The organism is Corynebacterium sp. HMSC073B01, from assembly GCF_001838255.1.
Taxonomy (GTDB): domain Bacteria; phylum Actinomycetota; class Actinomycetes; order Mycobacteriales; family Mycobacteriaceae; genus Corynebacterium; species Corynebacterium jeikeium_D.
The window spans coordinates 1-12,893 of record NZ_KV836180.1; the positions used below are offsets into that span (position 1 = coordinate 1).

Sequence of the window (12,893 nt, forward strand, 5' to 3'; positions counted from 1 at the left end):
GAAAGTGGTGATGCATTCACCGCCTGAACCTACCCCTGAAAAATCGTCTGAAAGTGACATAAACCTGCACAGTTTCACATTTGCAGCCGTATTCACACGCGCAGCCCGTAATTTTTTGAGGTTGCCAGTGTGTCGGGTTGTCAGTTTTTCTCCTTAACCCCAGGGTGTGGAGCTACCCGCAGGCGGGCTCTGACCAGTCGCTATCCTGAGGATCAGACACACTCTTTGACTCTGTCTGTCTCTCTCCCCCCAAAAGAATCCCCATCGGACGACTCTCCGATGGGGATCTTCCATTCACACCAGCTCGCCGCGCAATTCAGCGCTGCAGACTACCCTGCACGAGCATCCTTTAACGCCGGGAAGCCGGTCAGCGGAACCGTCGCCAAGCAAACGCCTAGTCTTCGAGTTCGGCGATAACCTCGTCGCTGATGTCGGCGTTCGAGTAGACGTTCTGCACGTCGTCGGACTCTTCGAGAGCGTCAATCAGACGGAAGAGCTTGCGTGCACCGTCAGCATCGAGAGCCACCGTGGTAGAAGCGCGGTAGTCCTGATCTGCGGAGTCGTACTCCATTTCGGCATCGACAAGAGCGGTGCGGACATTCATCAGATCGGTAAAGGCGGAGACAACCTCGAACTTTTCGCCCAGGTCGTTGACCTCCTCTGCACCAGCATCGAGAACCGCCATAAGCAGGTCATCCTCGGTCAGCTCGCCCTTCGGCAGCTCGACGACACCCTTCTTTTCGAAGAGGTACGCCACGGCGCCGTTGTCTGCCATGTTGCCGTTGTTCTTGTTGAACGCCGAGCGCACATCGGAAGCAGCACGGTTACGGTTATCGGTCAGGCACTCCACAATCAAAGCGACACCGCCAGGTGCGTAACCTTCGTAGACAATGGTCTCCCAGTCAGCACCGCCGGACTCCTCGCCGGAACCACGCTTGCGGGCACGCTCAATGTTGTCGTTGGGAACCGAGGCCTTCTTGGCCTTCTTAATCATGTCATCGAGGGTGGGGTTACCAGCAGGATCACCGCCGCCGGTACGAGCCGCGACCTCGATGTTCTTGATCATCTTTGCCCACTCTTTGGCGCGCTTGGCGTCATTAGCAGCCTTCTTGTGCTTTGTGGTTGCCCATTTTGAATGACCCGCCATGTGCTAGTTCCTACCATTCCTCTCGTCAATACCCATGTAGATGGGAATTCGTCAGGTGTTCATTATACAAACCGGGGATTTAAATGCCGACAAGCTCTCGCAAAAAGAACTCGTGGAGCCGCGTCTCCCCCGTCGACTCCGGGTGAAAGCTGGTGGCCATCGCAGCCCCCTGCCGTACTCCGACCACTGTACCTGCGGTCTCTCCAGCCGATTCTGGCACCCGCGCTAGCACCTCAACATCATCACCGACACGCTCGACCCACGGTGCGCGAATAAAGGCGGCGTGTACAGGCGGCTGGTCACCACTGATCGCCAGCTGCGGAATATCCAAGTCAGTTTCGAAGGAATCCACTTGCCGGCCAAATGCGTTACGACGGACGGTGATGTCAATCGCCCCCAGGCTAACGGCATCCGGACGGGTATCGAGCACTTCGTCGGCAAGCAAAATCATGCCGGCGCAGGTGCCATATGCCGGAAGGCCATCGCGGAGGGCTTCCCGCAGCGGGTCTTCAAGCTCATTGAAGACCATCAGCTTGCTCATGGTTGTGGACTCGCCGCCGGGCAAAATTAGGCCGCTAAGCCCTTCCAGATCACGGGGCAAGCGCACCTTTCGGTGCGGGACGCCGAGCTGGTCAAGCACATATCCGTGTTCGGCAACGTTGCCCTGAAGAGCGAGGATACCGATTGTTTCCTGTGTCATTAATCTAGGTTCTCACTGCGAGCATCGAAGTTCGTCGCCACTGGCACGGGCTCGACACCCGGGGCCAGGCTTCGGGTCAGCCCTTCCTGCGTGACGACGGCCACGAGCTCGCCCTTTTGGTTAAAGATGCGACCGTGAGTCAGTGCGCGACCCGCGTGCGCCGATGGCGAAATCTGGTCGTAGAGCAGCCATTCATCCGCACGGAACGGACGCATAAACCACATCGCGTGGTCGAGGCTGGCTTCCTGGACCTCAACGCCTGGATGCGGAACGAGTGCCGATGACAGCAAAGTCATATCCGACATATACGCCAGCGTGCAGACATGGAAGGTCTCGTTATCCGGCAGGCGATCCTTGCACCGGAACCACACCAGCTGCTGGGACGGGGTGTACTTGTTGTGTTCGAACTGATCATTCGGCACTACCCGGATATCCCAGTCCGCCCACTCGCGCATTAGTAGACGACGTGTGTTCGTCATCTCAGAGGTGTCGGTGACCACGTCTTCAGGATCTGGCACCTTGCGCATCACGTCAGAGTGCTCGAGTCCCTCATCCCCCTTACGGTGGAAGCTGACCTGCATGACGAAAATCGTACGGCCATCTTGCACAGCTTCGACGGATCGGTGGCAGAAAGACCGGCCGTCGCGAATACGCTTGACCATGTACACCGTCGGGATATGGGGGCGGCCCGGGCCTACAAAGTAGGCGTGGAGGGAGTTCACCGCGAAGGTATTACCCACCGTGCGCGTCGCCGCGACGAGGGGCTGGCCGGCAACTTGGCCACCGAAAGTGCGCTGCAGGATTGACTTAATGACTGGGCCACGGAAAATGTCCCGGTCAATCTGCTCCAGATCTAATACCTCGCGGATGTTAGCCATTTTTACCAGCCACGCTCAGCGAGTCGGTGCGGCTGCGGAATCTCGTCGACGTTGATGCCGACCATTGCCTCGCCGAGACCGCGGGAGACATCAGCGATGACCTTCGGATCATCGTAGTGCTGGGTTGCCTGGACGATAGCCTTGGCGCGCTTCTCCGGATCACCGGACTTGAAGATACCGGAACCAACAAAGACACCCTCGGCACCGAGCTGCATCATCATTGCAGCGTCAGCCGGAGTTGCAATGCCTCCTGCGGTGAACAGCACGACTGGCAACTTACCGGTCTCAGCGACCTCGCGTACCAGCTCGTACGGTGCCTGCAGCTCCTTGGCGGCAACATAGAGCTCGTCCGGAGCCATAGAACGCAGACGGTTAATTTCAGCGCGGATGGTGCGCATGTGAGTCACAGCGTTGGAGACATCACCGGTACCGGCCTCGCCCTTGGAGCGAATCATGGCAGCGCCCTCGTTGATGCGGCGCAGAGCCTCACCCAGGTTGGTCGCACCACAGACGAAAGGCACGGTGAATTCGAACTTGTCGATGTGGTTCGAGTAATCGGCCGGGGTCAGAACCTCGGACTCGTCAATGAAGTCAACACCGAGGGACTGCAGAACCTGTGCCTCAACAAAGTGGCCGATTCGGGCCTTGGCCATAACCGGAATGGAGACGGCATTGATAATGCCCTCGATCATGTCCGGGTCAGACATACGCGACACGCCACCCTCTGCGCGAATATCGGCGGGGACACGCTCCAGCGCCATCACGGCAGTTGCGCCGGCATCTTCAGCGATCTTGGCCTGCTCCGGCGTAACGACGTCCATAATGACGCCGCCCTTCATCATCTCAGCGAAACCGCGCTTCACGCGTGCGGTGCCCTGCCCGGAGTTGTTCTCAACCGTGCTCAACGAACCCTACTTCCCTAATAAAACTGGTGAATGTGACCGTTTGTAGTCGTTTAACACTATAACGCCTGAACTAGACAGTGCTGTTCATTGAGTCACAAAACACGGCGAACTTCCAGCACAACAGCGAATTTTCCCACAATTAAGCAGTTGTCAGTCCGTCTGCAACATCGAAATATTCCGGTTCGGGTGCAGTGCCCGCCAGCCGCAGCGCGCGTACTAGCGGCCTGGCTCGCAGTGCTTTCGTATCCGTCACCGCATCATTGTAGAAACGGCGGGCGAGCTCGAGCCGCGTGTGGGCGTCAGAAAGCTCAATTGCCATCGTTCGGTCCACGGGCTGTTCCTCATAGAGCGCCACAATTTTCCTAGTCAGTTCGTTTTCCACGTCTGCGCGCTGTCCAGTGTTGTTGGCTCTAAGTGGTGTGGCTTCCACCTTCGTCACTACGCCGGCGAGTTCCGGGTAGGCGGCACGAGCGACTGCGGCCCTTCGCCCCAACGCCGCTTCCAGTGAAGAACGCGCCAAGTCCGTGCGAATGTGCATACGGTTCAAACGCGTCGCTGTCGATGAAGCCACCAAACCGCTAACGAGTACGACAATCAGCGCAATGACTAGGACAACGACCCAGATTGGAACGGTTACGTCCACCGAAAACCCACTTTCACTCCGCTGCGTTTAATCAGCTAACACGACGGAAATCTCTATGGCGCAATGACGACCTTTTCGCCATCCATGCGCACCGTATCGTACACACGCAGAACGCCGTCGGCGACCTGCGACCAGTCATACTCCCAAGCCCGTTCATGCCCGAGTGCGCGAAGCTCCTCCCCCAACTTTGGCTGCGTCAAAAGGCGTACGACTGCATCCGCAAGGTCTGCGGAGTTACCGTTTTCAAAGTGAAGCCCGTAATGGCCGTCGTCAAGCACGAGTTTGAACGCATCGATGTCGCTGGAGATCACCGGCGCACCCGCCGCCATCGCCTCTACCAGCACGATGCCGAAACTCTCTCCACCACGCTGCGGGGCAATGTACGCATCCGCATCAGCGAGGATTGATGCCTTAGCATCCTCCGATAGTCTGCCGACGAAATGCAGGACATCTGCGTTTTTGCCCGCTTTACGACGAGCTGCCGCGACATCACCATCACCGACAACGCAGACCTCAAGCTGTGGAATCTCCGCACGTATTGCTGGCAGGGCGTCGAGCAGAACGTCAAAGCCCTTGCGGGATTCATCGAAACGTCCGAGGAACACAAGACGATAGAAACCCCCACGCCGTAGCGGAATCTCGGGCAGCGATGAGGCGTCCGGGCAGGACTCGAAATCACCAACACGGACACCATTGGGAATGAGAACCGGGTCACCGCCGAGTTGCTCAACCTGCCAGCGACGCGCCACTTCCGAGACAGCGATACCTCCCCGAATGCGTTCGAGGTACTTCCGCAAAAATGGCGTGGCCAGCTTCAATGCCAGGGAGTCCGTCGCCGCCGAGTGATAGGTCGCGACAATTGGCCCGACCGAGTTCACTAACGACAACATCGAAAAACTGGGCGAATTCGGCTCATGGATATGAAGGATGTCAAAGCTACCTTCCTCGATCCATGTGCGGACTCGACGGCTCGTGCGGGGACCAAAAGACAGCCGAGCGACTGAGCCGTTATACGGAATCGGGATGGCGGCACCACCTCGAACAACGAAATCCGGCACGTCCGCCTGCGCGCTAGCCGGGCCGATAAGACTGACCTCGTGGCCTCGACGGATGAACTCCTCACACAAGTCAATCGCGTGAGCTTGAACACCACCTGGGACATCGAACGAGTACGGGCACACCATTCCGATTCGCACGGCTACTTTGACCTCTTCTTATCCGCCGGCCACAGTGGCTGCATCATGTGCCAATCCGCTGGATGCTGAGCAATATCAGATTCAAAAACAGCAGCGATGTCCTGGACGATGTCGGCCAGCTCGCGCCCCTCGGTCGGCACAAATGGATGCGCTACAAAACGCCAACCATCGCGCGTGTAGGACAGACCGGCGGGCATAAGCCGAGCGCCCGTGTCCTGTGCCAGCTTTGCCGCGCCGACCGGCATTGTCGTCTGCTCGCCGAAAAAAGTGACCGGGACCCCGTGGCCGCCGAAATCACGATCAGACAGCAGGCACACAACGCCACCTTCTTCCAATCGCTTCTGGAGTTCTGGCATCGCAGGTTTGCCACCGGTAAGCGGGAGAATGTGGAATCCGAGAGATTCGCGGTACTCCACGAAAGCGTCGTAAAGCACCTCTGGCTTTAGCCGTTCCGCCACGGTACTGAACCGACCATGGCGGGAAACGAGCCACATACCTGCCATATCCCAGTTACCAGAATGCGGCAGTGGGATAACGATGGAATCTCCTGCCTCGAGGGCCTCAGCAACTCGTTCAAGCCCATCGCTGGTGGATTCGACCGTGTCTGCCAACTCTGGCGACGCGATGGAGGGCAACCGGAATGCCTCCACCCAATAACGTAGATAGGAACGCATGGAAGCCCGAATAAGCCCTTGCGGCACTTCCTCAGGCGGACAGCCCATAACGCGAGCCAGGTTTTTGCGAAGCTGACGGGTAGTCGCGGGATTTGCTGCTACCCGATCGGCGGCAATGTTGCCGATACGGTAGGCCAAGCGTTCCGGCAGCAGACCAAAAATCTTCCACCCGGCCATATAGCCGAGCGCAACGAAATCATCTTTCGAGCGAGGCAGGAAGAAACTAGTCATCGTATCCTCCTTTAGTTGTTGGAATCAGCCGAACCCGTGGACTTCGTAGCAGAGTCGGGGTTGATAGATGAACTATCAGCTGCGCCTTCTGGCGGGGCCATGGGATCCAACCCTCCTGGCTGCTTAGCCACCATGTACAAGCGCTGAACGACGGTGAATACCGACCCAATCGCCAGGAGCCACATTGCGACGTAGAGGGCATAGTCCACGCCAAGCCCCTGGAGCCCAATGCCGATTAGACCGATAATCAGGCGCTCCGCACGTTCGACGAGACCGCCGTTGACCTTGAGGCCGCTAGCTTCTGCCCGAGCCTTAACGTAGGAAATGACCTGGGAAGATCCCATAGTGATCAGTGTCAGAATAAGCAGCACTGAATCCGCGTCATGGTGATACACCACCCAATACGCTATCGCCCCGAACAGTGCAGCATCCGTAATGCGGTCACAGGAAGCATCCAGCGTCGCTCCGTATTTCGTTCCCTGCCCTCGAAGTCTGGCCATCGTGCCATCGAGCAGGTCAAAAGCAGTGAAAATAGCGATTGACACCGCAGCTGCGAAAAGATGGTTGGTAGGAATCAGGATTACCGCAAGCAGAACGGAAACTACCGTTCCCACCAGGGTGACCGTGTTCGGGCTAATGCCGACCCGCAAAAGTGCAGCGGCAATCGGTTCAACTACTGGGCGGATTGGAGCCCTGCCACGGACACTCAGCATGCTGCCCCATCCTCTCGATTAAGGGCACGCCAGCCGTCGGCAAGCAACTCGCGAGTCTGACGAAGAGCCTGCGGTAACACTTTGGTGCCATCGATCACGGTCATAAAATTGCTGTCACCCGACCAGCGCGGTACGACGTGCATATGCAGGTGATCGGCGACCGAACCGCCGGAGGCCTTGCCCAAGTTGAAACCTACATTGACGGCGTGCGGACGCGAAACCGATTTGAGAGTACGAACCGCGTGCTTGGCAAATCGCATCATCTCGGCTGTTTCTTCGTCGGTCAAGTCCTCAAGGTTGGCGACTTCGCGATATGGAACCACCATGAGGTGCCCTGGGTTGTACGGGAACAGATTCAAAACAGCATACACCCACTCGCCGCGAGCGATAATGAGTGCTTCCTCATCGCTTTGCTTCGGCAAATCAACGAAGGGGTTACGGGATGGCTTGGAGTTATGCACACCACGCTTGACGATGTAATCCAGCCGGTACGGTGCCCATAAGCGCGTGAGCCGATCCGGTTCGCCGTAACCGCTGTCGACGTATACGCCATCAGACGATTTCTGCTGGCCGGCATTGCCCTGCTGCTGCGGAGGCAACTCTTCACTTCCCGACTGATTCACTGCCATCCCCTTCGTTGCGTGGCCGGGACCCATTCAAGCCCCGACCACATATATTTCTCTGCTGTAGTTTACGACCTCGCGGTTAACTTCTTTGGATTACCACGCGTGGTTCACCCGTTAAAACAACGCGGTCGAATTAGAGAGCGTTAACGACCTCTAGAGAGCAGAGACATTCTCCTTGTTCGGCTGTTCGTTATTCCGCGAAGCAACCCAATCACAGATGATGTCCACAGCCTTCTCAACTGCCACCCCGTTAATCTGGGTGCCATCGAGGAACCGGAAGCTGACGGCACCTGCCTCAATGTCGCGGGCACCAGCCAGAATCATGAACGGAACCTTGGCCTGGGTGTGGTTGCGAATCTTCTTCTGCATGCGGTCATCGGACGTATCCACGTGGACGCGGATGCCACGAGATTTCAGCTGTGCAGCAAAGTCCTCCAGGTGTGGGATACAGTCATCCGCAACCGGAATACCAACAACCTGTTCCGGAGCCAGCCAAGCCGGGAAAGCACCTGCGTAGTGCTCCAATAGGACGCCAAAGAAACGTTCGATGGAGCCGAAAAGCGCACGGTGAATCATAATCGGGCGCTTCTTGGTTCCGTCAGGTGCGGTGTACTCGAGCTCGAAGCGCTCCGGCAGGTTGAAGTCGAGCTGTACCGTCGACATCTGCCAAGTACGGCCGATGGCATCGCGGGCTTGGACGGAAATCTTCGGACCATAGAAAGCGGCTCCGCCCGGATCAGGAACGAGCTCGAGGCCAGAAGCATCGGCAACACGCTGGAGAATAGCTGTGGATTTCTCCCAAATTTCATCCGAGCCGACGAACTTCTTTTCGTCCTTCGTAGACAGCTCCAGGTAGAAGTCATCCAGGCCGTAGTCACGCAGAAGCGAGATGATGAAGTCGAGGACACTAGTGAGCTCTTCTTCCAGCTGATCCTCGGTGCAGTAGATGTGGGCATCGTCCTGCGTAAAGCCACGGGCTCGGGTAAGACCGTGGATAACACCTGATTTCTCGTAGCGGTAGACGGTGCCGAACTCGAACATACGAATCGGAAGTTCACGGTAGCTGCGACCACGCGATGCGAAAATGAGGTTGTGCATCGGGCAGTTCATCGGCTTGACGTAGTAGTCCTGCGGAGCCTTGGTGCAGTTGCCGTGTTCGTCATATTCGCCGTCGAGCTGCATCGGCGGGAACATGCCATCCGCGTAGAAGTCCAGGTGACCAGACTTCTTGAACAAGTCACCCTTAGTTACGTGCGGCGTGTTCACAAAGTCATAGCCCGCTTCGATATGACGGCGACGGGAGTGCTGCTCCATCTCGTTGCGGATGATGCCACCCTTGACATGGAATACCGGGAAACCAGAACCAATCTCATCCGGAAAGCTGAACAAATCCAGCTCGGAGCCCAAACGGCGGTGATCGCGCTTCTCAGCCTCGAGCATGCGGTCAAGGTACTCGTCTAACGCTTCCTTGGACTCCCACGCAGTGCCGTAAACACGCTGCAGGTTATCTCGAGATTGGTCACCCCGCCAGTACGCAGCGGAAGAACGCGTGATCTTAAAAGCAGGGATGTAGCGAGTGGTCGGCACGTGCGGGCCGCGGCAAAGATCAAACCACTCGGTCTCGCCGGTACGCGGATTGACGTTGCGGTAGCCGGTCAAGGTCGTACCTGCACCACCGACGTCGACATTGGCCTCATCATCTTCGGACACCTTGCCGGCCGACTTTTCAACAATCAGCTCGAGCTTATACGGCTCGTCGGCAAGCGCTTCCTGCGCCTCATCAGCAGACTCGAACGCAAAGCGCTCGAACCGCTGACCAGACTTGATGATCTTCTTCATACGCTTTTCGATGCGCTTGAGATCCTCCGGCGAGAAAGGTTCATCGACACGGAAGTCGTAGTAGAAACCATTGTCGATGGCAGGGCCAATGCCCAGCTTCGTCCCAGGGAACTCCAACTGCACGGCCTGAGCCATCACGTGAGTCGCAGAGTGGCGGATGACATCGCGACCGTCCGGAGTATTCGCCGGAACGGGCTCGAAGACGGTTTCCACTTCTGGCTTAAAGGACAAATCCTTCAAATTGCCTTCAGAGTCGCGGACACAAACGATGGCGTCAACGCCCTTGTTCGGGAAACCCAGGTCTCTCATCGCCTCGCCCGCAGAAACTCCTGCGGGCACGGAAAACGGTGCTGGGGTTGCAAATTCTTCTGACACGGCGTGCGTGTACTCCTTTTCAAAGTGTCTTCGAAAATCACATACCTGGTGACCTTCGTCAGTCGTTCACACACTTTACCGCACGGTCAAAACTCAGGCCTCGAAAAGGTCCTGGGCCCAGTACTCCTCCTCAGAAGTTCCTCGTGGCATAACAAACACGGCGGATCCAATGTGGAAAATCCACTGATTGAGACGGTCGTTCTTGGACAGCCGCTCTTGAATCGGATTGAACTGCTCCAACGGGTCCTTCTGGAAACAAATGAATACCAGGCCGGTGTTGGTCTCGAATCGACCATTCGGTTCCGGTGGCAGGTCATAGTTGTAGACCCGTCGCAGAATCCGCTGATTAGGTTTCTCTTTCGGAGGCATTGACAGCGCAACATGGCTGTTCGGATCCGTCAGAGGCAGACCATATTCATCAGTCTTCGCCAGGTCGACGGTCTCAAACTCGTCCTTACCTCCAATTGGCGCGCCGGTGCCGATATCTCGGCCGGTAATAACAGTGCGGCTTTCGCGGTCCAACACATCCCAGCCTGGAATATCCATTTCGATACGGCGGACAACCATCGCTGTACCGCCCCGCAACCAATCCGGACCACTATCAATCCACACCTGCTTGTCGAATTCTTCACGAGTGCGCGGGTTGACCGTACCGTCCTTCTGACCGAAGAGATTGCGCGGGGTCTCGCCTTCCTGCGTAGAACCATTGGCGTGCTGGAAACCAGCTTGCACCCAGTGAACATCCAAATAAGAACCTGCATTTCGGATCATCATTCGGGCCGCATGGGAGACCATTACTGGGTCGTCCGCACAAATCTGCAGGCACAGGTCTCCGCCGTTCCACTCCGGGCGGAGCTCATCGTTAACGTACTTTGGCAGATCTCCCAGCCACTCAGGCTTCTGGTCTTCCCTATCGATGATTGTGAAGAAATTCTCCCCATATCCAACTGTGATAGTCAGATTGGCCGGACTCCCCATGAGCTCAGGTTCCAAGTCCGTTCGAGTAGCCTTGCCGGCTGTCATTCGGCGGGCATCATCCGTCCAGGCACGCATGAGGTTTTGGAGGCGATTGCGATCGACCCCCTTCCTCACGTTGAAGGCAATTAGCCATAGATTCGCCTGTGCGGGCGTCGCAATCCCCGCCTGGTGGGCGCCATCAAAAGGTACGGTTGCTGTCTGCAAAGGCGGTTTCGGCGGCTCTTCCTGTGGACGTTCCAACCCAATCGCCTGGGCTTCCGGCGCCCCCAGGGCGAGCGCTGAAGCTCCTGCGGCGGTGCCGAGCCCGCCAAGAAAACGCCTTCTGGAAAAGCCTTCGGACATTTTGTGCACTCTTACCTTTCTGATTACTTCAAACTGGAGCCCATGAGATGGCTGGAAATCCGCCGATTTTTCAATGGCTTCAACGCAACCACTGGCCTATCCAATTCGACCGTATCGATAACCTTTTTCGGAAAAAGAAAAGCGCCGGAGTTCGTTGCATATGCTGCAATAACCTGCCAAACTCCAGCGCTTCTGCCACCATTAGATTCCAGTTAGTCAATTCCTCGACGTACCTGAGCTCACGCCCGCTTTACGACGAGCGATTACTTGACCAACGTGTCACAAGAATTAGTGACCCGAGTGATCCATCTCACCGCCGCCCATGTGCTCTGGGTTGTTCAGGTCACCGTCATTACCGTAGTCCTCTTCACCTGCTGGCTGGACGCGAACCTCAACGTCCTGGGTAATGCTAGAGCCGTCGGAAAGCTCAATGACGAGCTTGTATTCAGCTCCCACATCCATAGCTTCATCATTGTCCATAATCATGAAGTGAGTGCTACCCGGTTCGAGAACGAGTTCGCCATTAGCCGGAATCGTCAAACCTTCCGGCACCTCGAACATCTTGCCGTCCTTGGTGTCGTGCTGCTCGAACTTCGTGCCTTCCTTCAGCCCCTCAAGCTTGAAGGAGGAAACCTTGATGTCCTTATCGGTGTTGTTGGTCAGCGTACCGAAGATGGCGGTCATGCCCTTGTCAGCCGGCTTTTCCTTGATGTAGGCATCGGCCAGCTGCACAGCAGCATCGCTCTTCTCCATCTCAGAGGTAGCCTCGGTCGCAGCGGAGGTTGCGGACTCAGTCACCTCAGCAGCAGTGTTATCGTCGGACGAGCAACCTGCCAGAGCAAGGGTCAGGGCTGCGGAACCAGCGATCAGTGCAGTTGCAGTGCGATTGAGCTTCATGTATCTATTTTGCCTTTCGATTAATAACGATGACGACAGCGGCGATGATGACGATGAGTCCACCACCGAGGCCATAAGCCCATAGCGGTATTGACTTCGTTTCCTCGGCGTGCGCACCGGTTTGACGAGATTCTGCCCCAGCTTCGGCTGCACCAGCAGCATCCGGATCAGCCACTGAGAAAGTGGTCTTACCCCGAGTGGAGTGGCCATCCGAGGACGTAATCTGGAAACCGATGATGTAGTTGCCAGGGCCTGGATTAATCTCCTCAGGAATATCCAAAGAGACCTCGTTACCCACTACCTCTGGCTCGTGGGAGTACAGGACTTCCTTGGCATCTGCATCACTAATTGCAACGGTGTTGAAATTGTTCTTGGGGTTGCCGGAGAACTTGAGAGAAACGTGGTGCGGAAATTCATCGAGAACCTGCTTGTCGCCTGGGTTAGACGACAGCACGGAATCGTGAGCATGCGCGGGGCCAGCATTAATAACTGACGCACCTGCAAAGACTACAAGCGCCGCAGCGGCGGCTACTGCACGCCGGAAACTCGACTTTGAGAACCGAAACGTTTCGCTTGAAGCGACCCGGGGACTCACTAGAACAGTTCAACTCCTTTAAGCGGGACAGTTCGAGAAGAACAGCAGTAGTCTGACCGCTGCCCTTATACCTATTGTCGGATGGTAGTCCAGAAAAGTTCCCGAGAGGGACGAATATAGGGGTTAAGTAAAGAAAAGTGTGTCCGCATGCCAC

At 56.7% G+C, this 12,893-nt stretch carries 13 protein-coding genes; all 13 read right to left on the reverse strand.

Translation table 11 applies throughout. From position 1 onward, the window contains the following. Positions 1–394: 394 nt before the first annotated feature. The 13 genes from HMPREF2849_RS09010 to HMPREF2849_RS09070 all read right to left on the reverse strand — a co-directional run bounded on the left by HMPREF2849_RS09010 (position 395) and on the right by HMPREF2849_RS09070 (position 12,739). Entirely contained in the window at positions 395–1,147 is a 753-nt protein-coding gene (locus HMPREF2849_RS09010) for a YebC/PmpR family DNA-binding transcriptional regulator (RefSeq protein WP_048731316.1), read from the reverse strand. A 79-nt stretch (positions 1,148–1,226) separates the two neighbouring features. Then, on the reverse strand, positions 1,227–1,847 hold the full coding sequence (pdxT, locus tag HMPREF2849_RS09015) for a pyridoxal 5'-phosphate synthase glutaminase subunit PdxT (RefSeq protein WP_048731318.1): 621 nt from the start codon (positions 1,845–1,847) through the stop codon (positions 1,227–1,229). Continuing rightward, entirely contained in the window at positions 1,847–2,725 is an 879-nt protein-coding gene (locus tag HMPREF2849_RS09020; protein WP_070862897.1) for an acyl-CoA thioesterase, read from the reverse strand. Before HMPREF2849_RS09020 ends, pdxT begins: the two co-directional genes overlap by 1 nt. 2 nt (positions 2,726–2,727) lie before the next feature. Next, positions 2,728–3,630, reverse strand: a complete 903-nt coding sequence (pdxS, locus tag HMPREF2849_RS09025; RefSeq protein ID WP_049172998.1) for a pyridoxal 5'-phosphate synthase lyase subunit PdxS — start codon at positions 3,628–3,630, stop codon at positions 2,728–2,730. Between the two features lie 139 nt (positions 3,631–3,769). Further along, positions 3,770–4,273 (reverse strand): hypothetical protein, encoded by a 504-nt coding sequence (locus tag HMPREF2849_RS09030; protein ID WP_016422677.1) that lies wholly within the window; start codon positions 4,271–4,273, stop codon positions 3,770–3,772. Positions 4,274–4,326: 53 nt separating this feature from the next. Continuing rightward, positions 4,327–5,469 (reverse strand): glycosyltransferase family 4 protein, encoded by a 1,143-nt coding sequence (locus HMPREF2849_RS09035; RefSeq protein WP_070602546.1) that lies wholly within the window; start codon positions 5,467–5,469, stop codon positions 4,327–4,329. Between the two features lie 2 nt (positions 5,470–5,471). Next, complete coding sequence (locus tag HMPREF2849_RS09040) at positions 5,472–6,374, reverse strand: phosphatidylinositol mannoside acyltransferase (RefSeq protein ID WP_070862898.1); 903 nt, start codon at positions 6,372–6,374, stop codon at positions 5,472–5,474. An 11-nt stretch (positions 6,375–6,385) separates the two neighbouring features. Continuing rightward, positions 6,386–7,087 (reverse strand): phosphatidylinositol phosphate synthase, encoded by a 702-nt coding sequence (gene pgsA, locus HMPREF2849_RS09045; RefSeq protein ID WP_070602542.1) that lies wholly within the window; start codon positions 7,085–7,087, stop codon positions 6,386–6,388. Continuing rightward, on the reverse strand, positions 7,081–7,716 hold the full coding sequence (locus tag HMPREF2849_RS09050) for an ATP adenylyltransferase (RefSeq protein ID WP_070602540.1): 636 nt from the start codon (positions 7,714–7,716) through the stop codon (positions 7,081–7,083). Before HMPREF2849_RS09050 ends, pgsA begins: the two co-directional genes overlap by 7 nt. Before the next feature lie 150 nt (positions 7,717–7,866). Continuing rightward, a complete protein-coding gene (gene thrS / locus HMPREF2849_RS09055; RefSeq protein ID WP_246822146.1) occupies positions 7,867–9,861 on the reverse strand; it encodes a threonine--tRNA ligase in 1,995 nt (664 codons plus the stop codon). A 159-nt stretch (positions 9,862–10,020) separates the two neighbouring features. Continuing rightward, positions 10,021–11,247, reverse strand: a complete 1,227-nt coding sequence (locus HMPREF2849_RS09060; RefSeq protein WP_070862899.1) for a Dyp-type peroxidase — start codon at positions 11,245–11,247, stop codon at positions 10,021–10,023. Between the two features lie 288 nt (positions 11,248–11,535). Next, the gene (locus HMPREF2849_RS09065; protein ID WP_005511497.1) at positions 11,536–12,144 is read right to left on the reverse strand and encodes a copper chaperone PCu(A)C; all 609 of its coding nucleotides are present in this window, start codon (positions 12,142–12,144) and stop codon (positions 11,536–11,538) included. Between the two features lie 4 nt (positions 12,145–12,148). Continuing rightward, entirely contained in the window at positions 12,149–12,739 is a 591-nt protein-coding gene (locus tag HMPREF2849_RS09070; RefSeq protein ID WP_070602533.1) for a copper resistance CopC family protein, read from the reverse strand. Positions 12,740–12,893 lie beyond the last annotated feature (154 nt).